This window comes from Flavobacterium sp. (genome assembly GCF_004211145.1).
Lineage (GTDB): Bacteria > Bacteroidota > Bacteroidia > Flavobacteriales > Flavobacteriaceae > Flavobacterium.
Map to the genome: position 1 here is coordinate 117,904 of NZ_SEBS01000004.1, position 20,365 is coordinate 138,268.

General features: G+C 47.6%; 17 protein-coding genes. 8 read left to right on the top strand and 9 right to left on the bottom strand.

Annotated elements, in window-relative coordinates; translation table 11 throughout:
* The first annotated feature begins 16 nt into the window (after positions 1–16).
* Complete coding sequence (locus EOO50_RS03250; protein ID WP_290837859.1) at positions 17–766, top strand: SDR family NAD(P)-dependent oxidoreductase; 750 nt, start codon at positions 17–19, stop codon at positions 764–766.
* A gap of 196 nt (positions 767–962) precedes the next feature.
* A complete protein-coding gene (locus EOO50_RS03255) occupies positions 963–2,108 on the top strand; it encodes an ATP-binding protein (protein ID WP_290837861.1) in 1,146 nt (381 codons plus the stop codon).
* On the opposite strand, the gene EOO50_RS03260 is transcribed toward EOO50_RS03255, so the two are convergent.
* A complete protein-coding gene (locus EOO50_RS03260; RefSeq protein ID WP_290837862.1) occupies positions 2,109–2,708 on the bottom strand; it encodes a hypothetical protein in 600 nt (199 codons plus the stop codon).
* 626 nt (positions 2,709–3,334) lie between these two features.
* On the opposite strand from EOO50_RS03260, the gene EOO50_RS03265 reads away from it, so the two are divergent.
* Positions 3,335–4,063 (top strand): metallophosphoesterase family protein, encoded by a 729-nt coding sequence (locus EOO50_RS03265; protein ID WP_290837864.1) that lies wholly within the window; start codon positions 3,335–3,337, stop codon positions 4,061–4,063.
* Between the two features lie 53 nt (positions 4,064–4,116).
* On the opposite strand, the gene EOO50_RS03270 is transcribed toward EOO50_RS03265, so the two are convergent.
* The 4 genes from EOO50_RS03270 to EOO50_RS03285 all read right to left on the bottom strand — a co-directional run bounded on the left by EOO50_RS03270 (position 4,117) and on the right by EOO50_RS03285 (position 8,658).
* The gene (locus EOO50_RS03270; RefSeq protein WP_290837866.1) at positions 4,117–4,506 is read right to left on the bottom strand and encodes a carboxypeptidase-like regulatory domain-containing protein; all 390 of its coding nucleotides are present in this window, start codon (positions 4,504–4,506) and stop codon (positions 4,117–4,119) included.
* A 29-nt stretch (positions 4,507–4,535) separates the two neighbouring features.
* Entirely contained in the window at positions 4,536–6,089 is a 1,554-nt protein-coding gene (locus EOO50_RS03275; protein WP_290837868.1) for an aldehyde dehydrogenase family protein, read from the bottom strand.
* A 775-nt stretch (positions 6,090–6,864) separates the two neighbouring features.
* Entirely contained in the window at positions 6,865–7,398 is a 534-nt protein-coding gene (locus EOO50_RS03280; protein ID WP_290837870.1) for a 3-hydroxyanthranilate 3,4-dioxygenase, read from the bottom strand.
* 153 nt (positions 7,399–7,551) lie between these two features.
* The gene (locus EOO50_RS03285; protein WP_290837872.1) at positions 7,552–8,658 is read right to left on the bottom strand and encodes an endonuclease/exonuclease/phosphatase family protein; all 1,107 of its coding nucleotides are present in this window, start codon (positions 8,656–8,658) and stop codon (positions 7,552–7,554) included.
* 136 nt (positions 8,659–8,794) lie between these two features.
* Between EOO50_RS03285 and EOO50_RS03290 the strand changes: the two genes are divergently transcribed.
* The 5 genes from EOO50_RS03290 (at position 8,795) to EOO50_RS03310 (ending at position 15,436) form a co-directional block, all read left to right on the top strand.
* Positions 8,795–11,626 carry a TonB-dependent receptor gene (locus EOO50_RS03290; protein WP_290837874.1) on the top strand — a complete coding sequence of 944 codons (2,832 nt, stop codon included), beginning with the start codon at positions 8,795–8,797 and terminating at the stop codon, positions 11,624–11,626.
* 19 nt (positions 11,627–11,645) lie between these two features.
* A complete protein-coding gene (locus EOO50_RS03295) occupies positions 11,646–12,992 on the top strand; it encodes a DUF5689 domain-containing protein (protein WP_290837876.1) in 1,347 nt (448 codons plus the stop codon).
* Between the two features lie 19 nt (positions 12,993–13,011).
* Positions 13,012–13,458, top strand: coding sequence for a lipocalin family protein (locus EOO50_RS03300; protein ID WP_290837879.1), 447 nt, complete (start codon positions 13,012–13,014; stop codon positions 13,456–13,458).
* A gap of 219 nt (positions 13,459–13,677) precedes the next feature.
* A complete protein-coding gene (locus EOO50_RS03305; protein WP_290837881.1) occupies positions 13,678–14,253 on the top strand; it encodes a Crp/Fnr family transcriptional regulator in 576 nt (191 codons plus the stop codon).
* Between the two features lie 91 nt (positions 14,254–14,344).
* Positions 14,345–15,436, top strand: a complete 1,092-nt coding sequence (locus EOO50_RS03310; RefSeq protein WP_290837883.1) for an SDR family oxidoreductase — start codon at positions 14,345–14,347, stop codon at positions 15,434–15,436.
* A gap of 179 nt (positions 15,437–15,615) precedes the next feature.
* Here the strand turns inward: EOO50_RS03310 and EOO50_RS03315 are convergent, their stop codons facing one another.
* The 4 genes from EOO50_RS03315 to EOO50_RS03330 all read right to left on the bottom strand — a co-directional run.
* Positions 15,616–17,088, bottom strand: a complete 1,473-nt coding sequence (locus tag EOO50_RS03315; RefSeq protein ID WP_290837884.1) for a hypothetical protein — start codon at positions 17,086–17,088, stop codon at positions 15,616–15,618.
* Between the two features lie 87 nt (positions 17,089–17,175).
* A complete protein-coding gene (locus EOO50_RS03320) occupies positions 17,176–19,050 on the bottom strand; it encodes an OmpA family protein (protein ID WP_290837886.1) in 1,875 nt (624 codons plus the stop codon).
* Between the two features lie 19 nt (positions 19,051–19,069).
* On the bottom strand, positions 19,070–19,990 hold the full coding sequence (locus EOO50_RS03325) for a type IX secretion system membrane protein PorP/SprF (protein WP_290837888.1): 921 nt from the start codon (positions 19,988–19,990) through the stop codon (positions 19,070–19,072).
* A 51-nt stretch (positions 19,991–20,041) separates the two neighbouring features.
* Positions 20,042–20,365: gliding motility-associated C-terminal domain-containing protein (locus EOO50_RS03330; RefSeq protein WP_290837890.1), on the bottom strand; the 324-nt coding region annotated here is incomplete at its 5' end.

Genomic DNA, 20,365 nt, shown 5'->3' on the forward strand with positions numbered 1-20,365 from the left:
CCTAAAGCTAAAAACAATGAAAACAGTCCTCATAACCGGCGCCACCAGCGGAATAGGCCGCGCCACCGCCCGAATTTTCGCAAAAAACAGCTACAAGGTAATCATCTGCGGACGACGCGAGGACCGACTCGCCGAACTGCAGGACGAACTTTCACAACGCACCGAAGTCCACACGTTGCTGTTCGATGTTTCAAAGAAAAAATCAGTGCTCGAAGCGATCGCATCCTTGCCCGAAAACTTTGCCGCGATCGACGTTTTGATCAATAATGCCGGAAACGCTCACGGCCTCGACCCGATCCAAAATGGCGACCTTGACGATTGGGATGCGATGATCGACATAAACGTCAATGGATTGCTCTATGTTTCGAAAGCGATAATTCCGGGAATGGTCGACAGGCGAAAAGGCCATATCATCAACATCGGATCGATCGCAGGAAAAGAAGTCTATGCGAACGGCAACGTGTACTGCGCGACGAAACACGCCGTCGATGCGTTGACGAAATCCATGCTCATCGACTTGAATCCATTCGGAATAAAAGTCGGGGCGGTTCATCCTGGAATGGTCGAAACCGAATTCAGCGAAGTGCGATTCAAGGGCGATGCCGATCGCGCCGCCAATGTTTATAAGGGTTTGACGCCGCTTTCGCCTGATGACGTCGCCGATACGATTCATTTTGTGGTGTCGCGGCCGTATCATATCAATATTTCGGATTTGGTGATTTTACCGACGGCTCAGGCTTCGGCGACAGTCGTAAAGCGCGACTAATTACTGCATATTATTCTTTTTTCGACACGAAGACACAAAGCCGCGAAGTCACAAAGGACGTGCATGCTTTACATAAAAAAACTTCGTGCCTTCGTGCCTTCGTGTCTTCGTGTCTGCCAGCGCAGCGAAATAATCTTTTTATTCATTACCAAAAAAATTTAACGCTATAAAAACGTAAGATTCACTAAGTTGCAAAATGATAAACAAACGCCTTCTAATCAAAAACCTGCTCGCGCATAACGACGAAAGCAGTTTTTATGACAAGAAGCGGCAACTGAACCTGCACACGAAAGAAGGCAAAGCCAAGTTCCTAAAACACATTTGCGCGCTTTCAAATTCGAATCCCGCGAACAATTCGTATATCGTTGTCGGCGTTGAAGATCAGGACAATGCGATTGTGGGCGATGACTTTTTTGACGACAGCCGAATCCAGAATCTGGTGAACGCATTTCTCGAAAATCCACCGAGAATCCAATACGAGAATGTGCCTTTTCCAAATTTGCCCAAAGATCGCGTCGTTGGTTTAGTCACGATCAGGCCGAAGACAAAAACGTCCTTCTTCAAGAAAAACATCCATACAATCCCGATGAATTCGGTGTTCATCCGCGTAGGCAGCAATTCGATGCCCGTTGAAAATGTGGCCGAAAAGAATTACCAGAACACGCAGATCGTAATCGACATCGAGAATAATTCACGCAACAGTATCGGCTACACGCTCGACGGCGTAATTGATTTCATGAACAACCGACATCCCGACATCGGGCCGAAATACAAAGTCTTCAAGGAACTTTTCGTGATTTGCTGGGCCGGAAACAAACGCCGCGTGCGCGAGCAGACTTTTTTTTCGCGCGTCGATATCGAACTCATAAACGAACAGGTGAAATTGTTTTATTCGGCACTCGACGACGTTACGATCGAGTACGATGACGATTCGTTCACGATCACCGAATATGTGCCACTTGGCTTGAACGACAAGACGAGTTATTATCCGCTCGAAACCCAGACAATAAAATTTTACGATAACGGTTATTACAAGATTGACCGACATTTTTTGTTCGAGCCGCCTCAGTTCAATCGGAAAATGCTGCATCACATCTACAATTCCAACCTTTCGCTGATCGACAAGATGAAAAAAGAAATCGCGCTCTCCACGAGGGAAAAACGCGATTTGGAAAATTTGGCCTCGACGTTTATGATCTGCTATCTGAACGGTTTCGACGATGCCAAACAAAAACTTATTGATACAAAATCCTTGCTCAAATCCCAGCCGAATCCCAGTGTTTACTTGTCGTTCAAGGAAGCGATGCGGGTTTTGAGGAAGATGAAATATGATGTGCAGTGATTACTTTTTTATGCCCCATTTTTCCTGTAAGCTGGGCGGGATGTTCCAAGATTTTAAATAATCCCCACTCACAAGATAGTAATTAACCGAAATGCCTTCCCTTTTGAGTTTTTCCAAAAGCTTTATCCACTCAAAAGCTTTTTCGTCGTTTAATTTTCCACTGTAAGTCGTAAAAGTCAGGAACACGTTTACAGATGCGATGGAATCATCGATTTTAGGCTGAAGCAATTCTTTAAAATCGGAAAGTTTTCTTGTGCTGTCTGCCGGCAAAGTTGCGAGCGACGTCATATCCGATATAAAATCCCCAACTTTAGCGTTACAGTTTTCGGTCGTTTTGGGGTAGCTGACCGCAAATCCTTTTTCATTAAAAAAATAGGCATTGGGGAAACTCAAAAATTTCCTTTGAGATGCTTTTCCAAACGACATTAAATCTTTAAATACGTACGTTTTGCTCGTGTCTACATCGTGCTGTTGCAAATACAAACTGATGGATTGTCTTGTTTCTAGTTCAGGTTTTTTAATACCATAAGATGTTTTTAGTGCGGCTGTACAACAAGCTAAAACAAATACGACAAGGCAATAAAGCAGTATTTTTTTCATTTGATTGGAAAAGGGCTTGAATTTCACAAGCCCTATTTGTTTGTTTAAAAAGTACAATTATACGTATTTGTCTTTGGATCAAGAACTACCGGATAACTCCCTTTTTTGACTACGTACTTCGAAAATCCCAAAGCCCTGGCTGCCGCCGGACTAACCACGAAATCTTCTTCCACGAGAAAATTGTTGTTCGGAAATTTTGACTTATTCAAATTAAAAGTTTCGGCTGAAAAAGCGACATTGACTTTTCCGTTTTTTCCAAACGCTTGAACAATGTTGATCACATCTTCAATTTCCAAATCGATGTCAAACAAACAAATTCCAAAACCGCCGCAATTCATTGAAACGCGTCCGAACCTCAAGTGGATTTTTTGGGTGCCGAATTCGGACGATTTTTGTGCCTCCATTGGAGCAATTAAAAATAACGTGGCTACGATACTAAAGAAAATAGTTTTCATGGTGAATAAAATTAAGATTGATTAATAATTAAAAAAAATTCCGCGCGGATTAGTTTTGTAAAACTCCAACTTTCAATCGGTTACACATTCCATGTTTTCTGTAAGAAGTGTTAAAATAATTAGATTTCGGCCCGATACGCCATAAATTTAAATAGAACGTATTTTTGCATCATGAAACGCACCCTTGCCATTGGCGACATCCACGGCGGTCTTCGCGCACTCGAGCAGGTTTTCGAGAGAGCGAACGTCACGACCAACGACAAACTTATTTTTCTGGGAGATTATGTCGACGGTTGGAGCCAATCGCCACAAGTGCTGGATTTCCTGATCGACTTAAGTAAAAAGCAGGAGTGTGTGATGCTGCGCGGCAACCACGATGACCTATTGTTGGAATGGCTGCGCGGCAAGGAAAATAAATTGTGGCACCAACACGGAGGCGAGGCAACGATCCTCGCGTATTCGAAATTGCCCGATGATGCTAAAGCCGACCACATCATCTTCCTCGAAAAACTTGAAAATTATTACATCGATACCAATAACCGATTGTTTGTCCACGCAGGTTTCACGAATCTTCACGGCGTGACCCACGAATATTTTCCGAGGTTGCTGTTTTGGGAACGAACGCTTTGGGAGACCGCTTTGGCGCTGGATCCGACGATGAGCGTCAAAAGTCCTTTTTATCCAAAGCGATTTACTATTTATAACGAAGTTTACATCGGGCACACGCCGGTCACGCGTATCGATGAGATGACACCACAGAATCGCGCGAACATCTGGAACGTAGATACAGGCGCGGCTTTCAAGGGAAAACTGTCGGTTTTGGATGTCGACACCAAAGAGTTCTGGCAAAGCGACACGCTTCCCGAATTGTATCCTGATGAAATCGGTCGTAACAAATAATGTAAACAAAAAAATCCCGGCTTTGGACCGGGATTTTCTTTCTATTCAATTTTCTATTGAGGAATAATCTCAAGCGTCCGATTTTGCGGAATCACGTGACAAACATTCGCCGTGACGAGAAAACCATTCGAAATAAACGTTTGGTATCCGCTTTTTTGTACTGTGATTATATAGGTTCCCGGTCTTTCCCAAGCGCCCGCAAATGTCGCGGGATTGCTACCCGGAACAAGTTCGAGTATCTCACTGTAGTCGTCATCTTGGGCGGTCAGAACTACGCCGTCAGACAGCACTTCGCCGGTTACCTCGTCTTTCACGACGATATTCAACCCCGCGACGGCTTCCTCGGTGCAATTGTCGATAGGGATGATCGTATCGTCGTCGTCCTCGCAGGTCGCGGCCATCAATAATGGGAAACAGCACAAAATCAAAAGCAATTTTCTCATAACGGTTCGGTTTTCACCAAAGATAACGATTATAGGTCAAATTTAATTCCTTGCGCGAGCGGCAAATTCGTCGTGTAATTGATCGTGTTGGTTTGGCGTCGCATGTAGATTTTCCAAGCGTCGGAACCTGATTCACGTCCGCCGCCGGTTTCTTTTTCGCCACCGAAAGCTCCGCCGATTTCAGCGCCCGACGTCCCGATGTTCACGTTCGCGATGCCGCAATCAGAACCCGCGACCGAAAGAAAACGCTCGGCTTCACGCAAATTATTGGTCATGATCGACGACGACAAACCTTGCGCGACACCGTTTTGGATGTCGATCGCGTTCTCGACGTCGCCCGAATATTTGATGAAATACAAGATCGGCGCAAACGTTTCGTGCTGCACGATCGGGAATGAATTGTCGGCCTCGGCGATCGCAGGTTTCACGTAGCAACCGCTTTCGTAACCTTCGCCCGACAAAACGCCGCCTTCGATGAGCAGGTTTCCGCCTTGTTCCTTGACTTTTTCAAGTGCTTCCGAATACATTCTCACCGCAGTCGTATCGATCAGCGGGCCGACATGGTTGTTCTGGTCCAATGGATTCCCGATTCGAAGCTGGCCGTACGCCGCAACGATCGCGTCTTTCACCTTGTCGTAAATGCTTTCGTGGATGATCAATCGGCGTGTCGACGTACAACGTTGCCCTGCAGTTCCGACGGCTCCGAATACGGCTCCGATCACGGTCATCTTGATGTCGGCGTCAGGCGTTACGATGATGGCGTTGTTTCCACCGAGTTCGAGAAGCGATTTCCCAAGTCTTTCGGCAACTGTTTTCGCGACGATTTTCCCCATTCTTGTCGATCCCGTAGCCGAAACCAATGGGATTCGAGTGTCTTTCGACATGAGTTCCCCGATTGTGTAATCGCCGTTGATCAAACATGAAATTCCTTCGGGAAGGTTGTTTTCCTTCAAGACTTCGGCGATGATATTTTGACATGCGATACCGCAGATCGGTGTTTTCTCTGACGGTTTCCAGATACAGACGTCCCCGCAGATCCAGGCCAAAGCCGTATTCCAAGACCAAACCGCGACCGGGAAATTGAATGCCGAGATGATGCCGACGATTCCCAATGCGTGATATTGGTCGTACATTCTATGGCCCGGGCGTTCCGAATGAAGCGTCGATCCGTTCAACTGACGCGACAAACCGACCGCGAAATCACAGATGTCGATCATTTCCTGGACTTCTCCGTAACCTTCCTGCAACGATTTTCCCATCTCATACGAAACGAGTTTTCCGAGCGCTTCTTTTTTCTCGCGTAGTTTTTGCCCGAACTGGCGCACGATTTCACCGCGTTGAGGCGACGGCATCAATCGGAATGTCTTGAAGGCTTCCTGTGCCGACTTCATCGCTTTTTCGTAATCGTCCGGAGTCGTTTGACGCACTTTTGCGATGAGTTGCCCGTCTACAGGCGAATAACTTTCGAGGATTTCACCTGAAGAAAAATGTTGATTTCCGGTTGATGTTCCTTCGTTTATGTCTTTGATTCCGAGTTGTTCCAAGGCTTGTTTGATGCCGAAGTTATCGATGGCTGTTTCCATTTTGAATAAATTTTTGCAAATATATCGTTTTCGTTTGTGTTCGACATTCGTAATTCGTTAATCCTCCCAAAACTTCGTTATTCGTTATTCGACATTCGTTTCTCGATATTGATTGGCCTCTACTTTAAATTGGCCGTTATCAGTTGGACACGAAGGCACGAAGACGCAAAGTCACTAAGGTTTTTTAAGTATTTGTTTTTTGGTTGAGAGTTGCGAATCACTTTGGTATATGATGGGATTTGATACGAAGGCACAAAGATGCAAAGTCACTAAGGTTTTTTAAGAATTTGTTTTTTGATTGTGAGTTGCGGATAACTTTGGAATATGATGGGATTTGACTTGAAGGCACGAAGCTGCAAAGTCACTAAGGTTTTTTAAGTATTTGTTTTTTGATTGTGAGTTGCGAATAACTTGGAATATAAATGGTTTTGACACGAAGGCAAGAAGAGGCAAAGTCACTAAGGTTTTTTAAGAATTTGCCTTTTAAAAAGAAACCGGAAATTACTTTTGAAACGCGAATGGTTTTGACAAAAAGGCACGAAGTTTTTGCAAATTGTTTGTCCCGTTGACCTATAATAATGAATCGCCCTAACCCTAAACCCTAAACCCAAAACCCAATCCCAATCCCTAGCCCCGATAGCAACGAATAGCCTTTCCCTAAAAAATAAAAAAGAGTTGCCTAAAAGCCGCAGCGACCAAAGGAAGCTCGCGGGTTTTTGTGCAACTCTTTATTTTTTCGGGAAAGCTAGTAGTGGATAGCGGGAATGGCTCCTGATTATTCTGAAACAAATCGTTTGTCGGCTTCGAGTTCCGTTCCGCACTTATCGCAGGTGCGCAATTCCTTGGAGTTGTAAAAATGTTTGAAGTGCGGCAGAAAGTCGTTTTCAATGTCGTGCAGTTCAAAATAAACCTCATAGAGTTTGTGGTTGCAGTTTTCACAGAACCATAAAAGTCCGTCAGTGAAACCTTTGCCCGCGCGTATCCTTTCGATTACGAGCCCGATCGAACCCTCGGAGCGAACCGGCGAATGCGGTGTTTTTGCGGCGTGCAAGTACATATCGCCCGCGTGCAATTCGAGTTCTTTGCGCTCGCCTTCGTCCTGCACGATGACTTTTATCGAGCCTTCGAGTTGGTAGAAAAGTTCCTCGGTTTCGTTGTAGTGATAGTCTTTTCGCGCATTCGGGCCGGCCACGACCATTACGATATAATCTTGCGACAACGGGTAGATATTCTTATTCCCGACGGGCGGCTTCAACAGATGACGGTTTTCGTCTATCCATTTGTTTAGGTTGAATGGTGGTGTGATCATTTTTGAGAAAATAGATGATAGACGGATAGATAACAGACCGTTTGGATAAATTTAGCGATTAATCTTTATTTGGGCGAACTAATCATCAAAAAGAAACGGATAGATGAAATGCACCTACCCGTTTTCTCAAGACTCAAGACTAAAAACTCAAGACTATTTAATCTGCTTAATCAAATAAATATAAACCGGAAAGTGATCGCTGAATCCCGGTTCGGCGCTTGAATTCCGCAACGGGTATCCTTTGTATTGACCTGTTGTCTGAATCAGGAACTGCTTGTTGAAAATTCCTGCTTTCCAATAGTGGAGTGACGAATAATCTGCTTCCTTACAAAATCCTTCAGAAACCATGATCTGGTCAAAAATGTCGCCGGCGTCGCGGTAGAACAATGTCGCATCACCGTTTTTCTGCATTTGTTCGAACGGGTTGTAGATGTCGCCTTGTTTGAGCTCGGTCTTCTTGAGTTTGGCTCCGATGCCTTGCTTGACGCTCTTATTATAAGGACCATCGTTCAAATCGCCCATCGTAATGATCTTGGCGTTCGGGTTGATCTTGATAAGCGAGTCGATGATGCGTCGGTTCAAACGGCCGGCCGCTTCACGGAACGGACTTGATTTCTTCTCGCCTCCTGAACGCGATGGCCAGTGGTTTACGATCACGTGTACTTCTTCTCCGTCGAGCAATCCAGTTACAAGGAGTTGGTCGCGTGTGTAGACGCGCTTGTCGACTGTGCTTACCTCGGCAACGTCATCGGTTTTCTCTTCTTTGTCTTCTTTGTCGTTCTTATCTTTTTTGCCTTCGTCGGTCGTGATCATCAAAGGAATGTTGATGAAACTCGTCGGCTTGAAATATTTCTTCTGATATAGAAGTCCGACGTCGATTCCGCGTTTGTCAGGCGAATCGAAATGTACGACGCCGTAGTCTTTGCCTGCCATTTGGTAATTCTTGACGAGGTCTTCCAGAACGCGTCGGTTTTCAATCTCAGAAACTCCGATAATGGCGGGCGATTCCTTTTGCTGGTCGTTGATTCCGATGTTTGGCAACACACGTCCCAGATTGTCAAGCTTTTTGCGGTACTTTTTCAACGTCCAACCGCGTGACGGCAGGTATTCTTCGTCATTGTTAGGGCCGTTGATGGTATCGAACAGGTTTTCCAGGTTATAGAACGCAACGGTATGCACTTTATACTTTTTTTCCTGCGATTTCGCCGATGTGATTGCGAATAATACAACTAAAACGGCAACTAGGTTTTTAATTCTCATAAATCCAATATTAATTTAAGGTCAAGTTTCACACAAAACTTGCGCCAAAAGTAGATAATATTATTAAAAGCAGTACATTTGCGCGCTTTAAGTTTTTATTAAGAGACTGGCACTGAATTAATTTTTAAACATTTATATGAGAAAACTCGTCATTTGCGCACTGTTATCCCTGCAGTCGCTTATTACAATGGCCCAGGCTCCCGGCGCAATTACCGGAAAGGTCGTGGACGCAAAAACACAAAAGCCGATGCTTAATGCCGTGGCCAGCGTGCTCAACACCAACCTAACTGTGGTGACTGACCTTAACGGGGTCTTCATCTTCAAAGACGTTGCGGTTGGAGAGCAGATGCTACAGGTAAAAAGCACAGGTTTTAAAGAACAGCTTATTCCGATCGTGATTACTGAAGGTAAGACGATAGATGTAGGCACCGTGGTGTTAGAGGAAGACATCACTTCAGAACAACAGCTTAGTCTCATCACGATTACTGAGAATGACCTTGGGGACGACAACAGCGGTTCTGAAACCACTGCCGGACTTTTGCAGGCGACGCGTGATGCGTTCCAACAATCGGCGGCGTTCAACTGGGGTCAGGCGCGTTTCCGTATCCGTGGTCTTGACAACGAGTATGGTATGACGATGATCAACGGAATCCCGATGAACAAAATCTACGACGGTCGCCCGCAATGGAGTAACTGGGGTGGTTTGAACGACGCGACCCGTAACCAGGAATTCACGATGGGAACGGCTCCGAGCGACTACACGTTCGGAAATATCCTCGGAACGCAGGAAATCAACACCCGCGCTTCTATTTACCGACCTGGAACTCGTATCTCATTCTCAGGAGCGAATACGAACTACAGCTGGAGAATGATGGGAACCCACGCTTCAGGTTTGAACAAAAATGGTTGGGCTTACGTGATTTCAGCATCACGCCGTTGGGCTACCGAAGGGTATTTCGACGGAACCGACTACAGCGCGAACTCAGTATTCGCGAGCGTCGAAAAGCGTTTCAACGAACATCACTCATTGAACTTCACAAGCATCTACGCCCAGAACAGCCGCGGCAAAAACTCTCCGAACACAGCTGAGGTGACGCGTCTCGGAGGTGAAAAATACAACTCATACTGGGGTTGGTACGAAGGTGAGAAAAGAAATTCCCGTGACAAGGACGTAGAAGAACCTATCCTCATGTTGAGCCACTATTGGAAAATGAACGACAAAACGTCGTTGCAGACCAATGCGTCTTGGCAGACAGGATCGATCGGAAACAGCCGTTTGGATTTCCAAGGCGGACAAAACCCGGATCCTACCTATTATAGAAACTTGCCAAGCTACTATTTGTCGTTGTATGAAAATGACGCGACTTTGGTTCCGGCATCGGCTTACCAACCAGGCGGACTTGGAGGTCTTTACACACCTGACTTGATCGGCGCGATGACTGCTCCTTTCCTTACGCAGAAGCAAATCGACTGGACGGCCATGTACACGGCCAACCAAACGTCGGGCGATGGAAGCAGCTCATACATATTATATGAAGACCGTACCGATGATACCCAATTCACGGCGAACTCGATCTTCAACTCTCAATTGTCAGAGAACATCGCGATGAACGCCGGTGCGACGTACCGTCACTTGAAATCGCACAACTTCCAGAACCTTTTGGATCTTTTGGGCGGTGGTTATTACAATGATATCGACACGTTTGGTGAAGGCGAGCAGGTCCAGACTGACTTGAACAACCCGAACCGCCGGGTGGAAGTGGGCGATACTTTCGGTTACAATTATAACTTGTATGCAAATGTGATCGACGCGTTTACGCAGTTCAAATTCGGTTACAAGAAAATCGACTTCTACTTGGGTCAATCATTCTCACGTTCAGAATACCAACGTGACGGTTTGTACCGCAACGGATATTATCCGAACAACTCTTTCGGAAAAAGCGACAAGATCGTTTACGAGAATTTCGGATTCAAAGGAGGTCTTACTTACAAACTTACAGGCCAGCACTACCTAAGCGTCAACGCGGCTCACCTTACGAAAGCGCCGACATTGCGCAACGTATTCCCGAATGCACGTTTGAGCAACAACATCCTCGAGGCTGACAGCGAGAACATTTCAAGTGCCGATGCGAGCTACATCATGCGTTTGCCTAAATTGAAAGTTCGTCTTACAGGTTTCTACGCCCGAATCAAGGACGCGACCGAAACGTCGTTCTTCTTCGCCGAAGGTGTTTTCGAAGACGCCGAAGCCAACGGAGACAGCGATGCTTTCGTAGCGGAAACGGTTACCGATCTTGACAAGAAACACATCGGTGCCGAACTTGGAATCGAGTGGCAACTTACATCTACAATCAAGCTTACGGGTAGCGCCGCTTACGGACAATACACGTATGCAAACAATCCGCATGTATTCTTGAACCAGGATGCTTTGGCTACTGCGACGAACTCGAATCCAATCATCGACTACGGAACGGCGAAGTTGAAAGATTACCGTTTGCCTGGTACGCCGCAACAAGCGTATTCAGCCGGTATCGAGTACCGCGACCCGCATTTCTGGTGGATAGGTGCAAACTTTAACTATCTTGCGGACAATTATTTGGACGTTTCTCCGATATTACGTACGCAGCAATTCATCACCAACACAGCCGACCTTAACGGTTTGCCTTACCCTGAAGTCACGGAAGCACGTACACGTGAATTGTTGAAGCAGGAAAAATTCGATAGCTTCAACCTCGTGAATCTTACAGGAGGAAAATCATGGAGAATTTCAGGAAAGACGGTTGGTTTCTTTGCGAGCATCAACAACTTGTTCGACATCACATACAAAACCGGTGGTTTCGAGCAGGCACGTAACGCCAGCTACCGCGAACTCAACCAGGATGCGTCGAGCGGCAACCCATCTTTCGGACCTAAATATTTCTATGGTTACGGAAGAACCTATTTTGTGAACGTTTACTTCAATCTTTAAAATAAAAAAATAATATACTATGAAAACACAATTCTTAAAACCGGTTGTATTTGCAGCGATCGCCGCAGGTATACTGTCTTCATGCGTGAAGGACGACGATTACGGCGTTCCGGTAGCCGACTGTACTGAGACGAATTTGGTAAAAACCATCGAAGTTGCTGACGTTCCCGCTTCAGCTGAAGTTACGCAATACACACAGGATGATGTAATCGAAGCTTACGTCGTATCAAGCGACCAGGGTGGAAACTTCTTCAAATCGATTTCATTCCAGACACTTGACGGATCACGCGCATTCAGCGTTCCCACCGAACTGCAGTCAAGCTTCGTGAGCTATCCTCCGGGATCACGAGTATTGATCAAACTTAAAGATGCATATACTGATGTGTACAACGGTGGCGTCCGAATCGGATCGATTTACGTTAGCGGCGGTGAAGCGGCAGTTGGACGCGTTCCGGTTGCGCAGATCAAAGGAATGGTAAACCGCGCTTGTTCACCTACGCCGGTTTCTGAAGAACCACTTGTTTTGCACCCGACTTTGGAGCAAGCGAAAAGCGATTTCTACATCAACAAACTTATCGAACTTGACAATGTCCAGTTTACGATGGCTGCCGTTGGCGATCACTACTACGAAGCGACCAACGATATCGGTAGCGCTACGAACCATTTGGTTGAAGATGCTTTTGGAAACACCGTTATTTTCCGTACGAGCGCTTACGCAACTTATAAAGGTCAAATCGTTCCTGAAGGAAGCGGAAAAATCCGTGGAATCATGACGAGATACGGTAGCGATTACCAATTCATGGCACGTACGACTGCCGACGTCAAATTGACAAATCCACGTTTGGCCGGAGCTTTTTACACTGAAGATTTCCAGGAAGCGGTCGACAATACGAATTTGAACATCGCAGGATGGGTAAATTTCGCCGAAGCCGGAACTAAACTTTGGAAAGAAGAAGCGTTCTCAGGAAACGGATACGCTGAATTGAGTTCATTCGGTAGCGGAAACGCTTCGAACATCGCGTGGTTGGTTTCGCCGGCTATCGATTTCACAGGATTCACGACAAAAACCCTAACGTTCAAAGTTGCGCAACACCACCTTGACGTAGACGGTCCTCAAAACGCGCTTCACGTAATGGTTTCGACGGATTTCGACGGAACGAACGTGCTTGCCGCGACTTGGACTGAAGTTCCCGCGAACCTTCCTACGACACAAACGGCTTGGTACGCATTCCTGAACTCGGTTGTCGATTTGTCAGCATACAGCGGAACTGTCCACGTTGCATTCAAATTCGTCGGATCGGGAACGAACACTGCCTATGACGGTGCGTTCCAAGTTGACGATCTTAAAGCTTACGGACAACCATAATCATCCATAAAAACGATAAATGAAAAAATTAAGTTTGTTAGCATTTGCCGGAGCGTTGTTGTTCCTGGCTTCATGCGAAGATGACGATAAACCCAACTACGTGTCACCCAATTACCTTGCGGGGCAATGGAAATTGACACAAGTCGGAGAACTCACATCAGTTCCTGACGGTGCGATCGTAGACTATACTGACGTAGCGGGAACATGTGACGAAGGCGATGACATTACTTTTGGTGAAGCGCTCAACTCGACATTCACGGGTAACGATTACACGACCAACGGAACGGAGTGCGACCTGGTCACCACAAGCGGAACATACTCCCTTAACGGACGTGACGTCACGTTGACGTCGGGTGAAGACACAACGACATTGGGCGTGATCACGCTTACGTTCGAAGTGCTCGAGTTCTCGTACACCGATGCTGAAAGCGGGGAACTTGTTTTCCACAAGTACACGAAACAGTAATACATGCAAAAAGCGGCTTTAGGGCCGCTTTTTTATTGAAATAAACTCGAGGTTCGTCATTGGCTTTTCATTCTTTAGACGCGACAAAAAACGGCTTTTCGATCGTCTCTGCTAACTGTTGACAATCGCCCGATAAAAAAGTCTGTTATCTGAAAACTTGGCAGGACGCTGGGCGCATATTATAAGCGTTACATTTGCCCTTTACATACGAAGTTGATTATGTACGAGACCCTTTTTAAACACCTTCAGGAAAAAATCCCGCTTTTAGAATCCGAAAAGGAAATCCTAAAAACATTTTTCGTACCCAAACAACTTAAGAAAAAAAAGCTGTTGCTGCAGGAAGGCAATGTTTGCAAGTACATGGCTTTTGTCACGAATGGCCTGTTGAAAGCCTATAACATCGATGAAAAGGGCAAAGAATATATCAATCAGTTTACGCCCGAAGGTTGGTGGACGTCAGACATGGACAGCTTTTTCAGCAAACAACCCGCGAGTTACACCATAGAAGCGATTGAGGATTCAGAACTTCTACTGATCACTGTCGAAGATTTCGAAAATTTGACGGTGCAAGTGCCAAAAATGGACCGATACTTTCGTCTACTATTCCAAAACAGCCTGATCACAAAAGAACGCCGATTGGCAAATTTTCAGATGCTGTCGGCCGACGAAAAGTATAAACAAATGATCGAACACAATCCCGGTCTGGTAAATCGGATACCTCAAAACTTACTCGCTTCTTTCTTGGGATTGTCGTCTGAAACAATCAGTCGGTTAAAAAAGAATATCAATTCCTGATTTTCATAATTGACATACGTCAAGCGAATTACTTGCTCTACGTCATTTTTTTGGTGCGGAGCCGCAGGTAACTTTGTAAAAAACTTGAGACATGGTCGAAACACAAACTACAAATCCCTATAAAGTCGCACTTGTCGTGGGTGCCACAGGAATGGCCGGCAGCAATCTCGCCGCTAAATTAATTGAACAAAATTGGAACGTTTACGGCCTCGCCCGATCGCAAACGAACAGCAATCGAGCGGTAAAAATTGTCTCCGCTGACTTGCTGAACAAGGAACAATTATCGGAAGCGCTCAAAAATATCGAACCTACACACGTGTTTTTCACGACTTGGATGCGCAACGATAATGAAGATGAAAATATCCGAGTAAATAGCGCCTTGGTCCGAAACGTGCTCGATGTACTTTCAGTGAAAAAATCCGTGAAGCACGTCGCTTTGGTAACGGGACTGAAACATTATCTCGGACCATTCGAGTCGTACGCGAAAGAAGGTGTTTTACCTGAAACTCCGTTGCGCGAAGAGCAGCCGCGTCTCGATCTAAAAAATTTCTATTATGCGCAGGAAGACGAGGTGTATGCCGCGGCAAATCGTGATGGCTTTACTTGGAGTATCCATCGTCCGCATACGCTTATTGGATATGCCGTCGGAAACCAAATGAATATGGGAACGACGTTAGCTATTTACGCGAGCCTTTGTAAGGAAGAAAACCTACCTTTCGTATGGCCAGGTTCCGAGGCGCAATGGAGTGGTTTGTCCGATGTAACCGATGCAAATATCCTTGCTGATCAACTGATATGGGCAGCGACAACTCCCGAAGCGCAAAATCTAGCGTTCAATATAACGAACGGCGATACGTTTCGTTGGAAGTGGCTGTGGCAAAAAATTGCCGACTTCTTCAAATTGGAAGCAATCGGATTCGACGGTGAGATTCGACCGCTTGACGAGCGATTGTCTAAAAAAGCGGCGGTTTGGAAAAAGTTAGCCGAACGTCATGATTTAAAAGAACATGATTTGAACCGAATTTCAACGGCATGGCATACTGATCTAGACTTAGGCCGTCCGATAGAAGTCATGACCGATATGACCAACAGCAGGAAGTTGGGCTTTACGAATTACGTCAGTACTAAAGACTCTTTTTTTGAACTGTTTGAACAACTTAGAAAAGAAAAACTGATCCCGTAATAACAGTTTGTTCCGACGGATCTTCTTTGCCGATTTAATTGATTTTCAAATCGGCACCTAAAATACCACGTGAACATTGCCATATCGCAAATCGAAATTTTACATAAAATTAAAAGCCGGACGTGTGATGTCTGGCTTTCTTATGGTGTGATTTGCAACGTGGCGTTACGGCGTGATGGCTACAACTCCGGCTTTTCGACGTCGGCGATCGTCCACTTTATATTCTGAACGGTAACGTTTCTCGCATTGTAATCGACAAAAATACCCTTGGAATTGATGAATTTGTGCGACGGAAAATTTCTCACGCCGAAATACCTTTCAAAAAAAGCAAGCTGATTTTTTGACAACAGATAGTGCTGCCCATTCACATTGAATTTAGCGCGCGTCTTCATCCATTCTTCTTTGGACATGTTCACGCCGTAAAAGACGAAAATCGCGTCATCTCCGACTGCAGAAATTATGTCGTTGTACTTTGGCATCTCACCCATGCAAGGCGCGCATTTGGCAAACCAGAAATCGTGGAAGACGGTTTTCCCTTCGGCTGCTTTATAGATGTCGAGCAACTGCTTTTTTTCGACGTCGCTCATGCCAAATCGCTTTATCAGAGAAGCAACGGTTTCGGCTTTAGTTTCTTGTTTCGAGGCCGTGATTTGTGAGAATAGCTTCTCTCCGATTTGGTCCGAGATTTTATCGAGATACGGTTTGGGAATGTTTTTGGTTCTTTTGTAGTTGAACGCCATGAGCAAGTTTCGTTCTTCTTCATTTGGCAAATGTTCCATGACATCGAAGAAAATTGGAAAATTCGGGTTGTAGCCTTTCTTCTGTTTGGCCCTTTCGCTTTTGTATTTGTCCGAAACGTTGCACAGGATTTCATAACTGTAAGAGAGAGCTTCTTTATAAATGAAATAGGATAGATATGATAACTCGTCGGAACTTTCATGTTCAATTTGCTTAACGAAGTCGAAGTACGCATCGTCGGCCGACATTTGTCGGTTCGACCCCGAATCTGAAGGGTGATTACTCAACTCGTAACCCGCGCGATATTTGAGTTGTGCGTTTGCCCAATTTATGAAGGTTTTGTCTTCGATTTTCTCTCGTTCGACGTAACGCGCCAATATGCCGAGATGACGTTTTAAGCGATCCAATCTTGTCTTTTTATATTCGATTGATGACATGTCATAATCTGATGCAGCGACTTCAATTTGCGCAAGGCTGTCAACAAAAAATCCATTTTCCACAATCAGCCTATTCGTATGCTTGTTCGTGCCGGCTATGGCGAAATCTTTGAATTTATAGAAATCATTCCACTCCGATATCTTCAAGTCGACGGCAAGTTTTTCATTTGGAGATACGATCAAACTTATCGGAAAATGCTCATGCTTCAATTTAATTTCGCGCTTCTTGTTGTTCAGGAAAACATATTCAACGGTTCCATCGTCTGAAATCCTAAGTTGTTCCTCAATCGGAAGCACGCCGTTTTCGATCGTCAGCTTGATGTAATTCTTGTGTTTTTTCGCGTCGTAATCGACAAGGTGGATTCGTATTTCGGTCGGATAAGATGTTGCTTGTCCAACAGACATATCCGGTTTTTCATGATTCCGATTGCACGAAATCAAAAACAATATCGAAAGCAATAAAAGTAATTTTTTCATGATTTCCGATTTGTAATCAGCAATATACAAATAAAAAAAGCCGGACGTGATGTCCGGCTTTGGTATGTTGGTTGGTATTTCCTTGGGTTACTGCTTGACGATCAGGAACTCGCTTCGGCGATTCTGCGCGTGCTGTTCCTCGGTGCAGCCCGTGCCGCAGTCCACCTTCGGCTCCGATTCCCCGTAGCCCTTGCCCTGGATGCGCGCCTTGGCGATGCCCTTGGACAGGATGTACTGGACCGTGGACCTTGCGCGACGCTCGGAGAGTGCCATATTGTAGGCGTCCGTGCCGCGGTTGTCGGTGTGGGCCTTGACCATGATCACCAGTTCCGGGTGCAGGTTCATCGCCTGTACCAGCTTGTCCAGCTCGAAGGCGCCCTCTTTGGTGATGTTCGAGCGGTCGTACTCGAAGTAGATCTCGTTGAGCGTCACCTGGTCAGGCTGGATGATCGTCTCGATAGGCTGCAGATCGGCCGCCACATCGATGCGCGTGCCCGCGGTCTTGGCCACAGGGAAGCTCGCGCTCTCGTAGCCGTCCCGGGTCACCTGCATGGTGAAGGTCTTGCCGCAGTCGGTCGTGTAGGTCACCTGCCCGTTCGATGCCGATGTCTTGGTCTCGATCACGTTCTTCTTCTCATCCAGTATCGATACCTTGGCATCCGACAGCACATTACCCGTCTTGGCGTCCTTTACCGTGGTCACGATCTCGGTCGAGCACACGGGGTTGGCCTGGTAGATGTTGTCGTTGCCGTCGCGGTTGCTTGAGAAGAAGCCCGTCTTTTTCGTGTCGTTGTAGGAAAAGGCGAAGTCGTCCTTGGCCGTGTTCACCGGGGCGCCCACGTTGGTGGCCTCCCCGTTCCCTTTGAGGTCGATCACGAACACGTCAAGTCCCCCGAAGCCGTTGCGGGCGTCCGAGGAGAAGTACAGCTTCTCCGATTCGGTAACGCTCGGGAAGCCCTCGTTGCCCTCGGTGTTGATCCTGGCGCCCATGTTCTCGGGCGTGCCGTAGCTGCCGTCGGCGTTGACCGCCACCTTCCAGATGTCGTAGCCGCCCGTGGTGCCCGCCATGTTCGAGGAGAAGTACAAAGTCTTGCCGTCCTTGGAGAGGCTCGGGTTGCTGGCCGAGTGCTCCTTGCCGTTGAAAGGCAGTTCCTTGAGATCGCCCCAGCTCTCGCCGCTTTTGGTGGCCTTGTAGAGGTAGACCTGGCCCATCTTCAGTTTGTTCTTCTTGTCCTTCTCGAACTCCTTCTCCTTGAAGCTCTCGCTGGAGAAGTATATCGTGTTGCCGTCGGCCGAGACCGTGGCCGGGCCCTCGTGGAAACGGCTGTTCACCCCCGATACCGGCGTGGGCTCGGCGAAGGTGCCGTCGGCGTTCATCACCGCCACGTACAGGTCCAAAAACGGCTCCTCGTTCCAGCCGTAGGTCTTGCGCGCCTTGTTGCGCGCCGAGGCGAAGTACAGGTGGTTGTCGTTGGTAAGCACCGCACCGAAGTCGCTCTTGTCGCTGTTGATGGCCAGTATCCTGTCATCGAAGAGTTTGGCCTGCGCCCTTAGTCTGGGAAGGTAGTTCGGGTCCGCCCTGAACTCCTGGGCGCGCTTGTCGTTCGGGGCAAGGCCGGCGAACTTTGACATCTGCGCGTTGGCCTTCTCGTACTGGCCTTCCGCCTTGAGCATCTGGGCGTAGTGGAAATACGTCTCGGCGTCCTGCTGGGTCTCGGTAGCCCTGGCGTACCAGCGCACCGCCTCCTTGCTGTTGAAGACGTTGTAGTAGCTCTCGGCAAGCTGGCGGTAGACGTAGGCGTCGCCCTTGTCCTTCTCGGTGAGCTTCAGGTAGGCCTCGGCCGCGTCCACGTATTCCAGGCGGTTGTAGAGCTTGTCGGCATCGGCCGTGTCCTTGTTCTGGGCCGTAAGGGATGTCCCCGTAAGCGCCAGCCCCAATAGTAGTATGTGTATTCTTTTCATTCTTGAGTGTCGCTTTAGGTTAGAAATAACGTGGTGAACGGGATACCTTCTTGGCATACGGGATATCGAAGAGCAGGATGATCTCGTGCGAGGCCGGCGTGCTCACCTTCAGGTCCGAGACGATGTGGTCGTAGGCGTAGCCGATGCGCAGCACGTTGGGGATGATACCTATGTTGGCCATCACGCCCCACGAATCCTCCAGGCGGTAGGTCGCGCCCAGCTCGAAGCGGTCCAGGTACAGCCCGTTGAGGGAGATGTCGTAGCTCGTCGGGGCATCGAAGCTGCTCTTGACCATAGCCGAGGGCTTGAGCTTGAAGTCCTCGCTGAGCCTGAACACGTAACCTCCCGTGAGGAAGTAGTGCAGCGCCTCCGAGCCGTAGCTCGTGCCGTTGAAGTCCAGGTACTTGCCTTTCAGCATGTTCGGAACCGAGAAGGCCACGTAGTAGTCCTCGGTGTAGTAGAAAAGGCCGGCCCCCACGTTGAAGATCGTCTCGTTCGGGTTGGCCCCGCCGAAGACGCCGTCACCCACGTCGGGAAGCGTCGGATAGATCGTCTGGAAGTCCACCTTGTGAAAGGTGGCGCCACCCTTGATCCCGAAGGCCAGGCGGTGCTCCCCGCCAAGCTCGAGCGTGTAGGAGAAGTCCGCGTATACGTTGGTCTCCTCCACCGGGCCGATCTTGTCGTTGATGGCCGAGAGCCCGAGGCCCACGTTCTTGCCCACCGGGGAGTGGATGAAGAACGTTCCCGTGGTCGGGGCGTCCTCGATGTCCACCCACTGCTTGCGGTAGAGGATACCCCCGGAGAGGCTCTCCTTGCTGCCCGCGTAGGCAGGGTTCATCACGTTCATGTTGTACATGTACTGCGTGTAGTGCGGGTCCTGCTGCGCATGGGCCGTGAGTCCCAGGGTCGCGACGATCGCCGTGATAAGTAATTTCTTCATTTGTGTGTATTTTTTGTGATGGCCCGCGGGATGCCGCGGGCCTTCCCTTTTCTAGTTTTTCCTGTTGATGTAGATCCAGCCCGTCTTGGTAGGCTCCCCGTCGTTGCGCTCGATCACGTAGTAGTACGTGCCGTCCGGAAGCTCATCGCCCTTGTCGCTCTGCCCCTTCCACTGGTTGGTGTAGTTGGTGCGCTCGTAGACCTTGCCGCCGTAACGGTTGAAGATCTGGAGCTTGCGAACGTTGAAGCCGTCAAGGTCGAAGTAGTCGTTGGCGCCGTCACCGTTGGCAGAGATACCCTTCTGGATCGTGCAGCTCGTGGTCGTGGCCACGAAAGGCTCATCGCCGCTGCAGCCCGAGACGCTCACCGTGAGCGT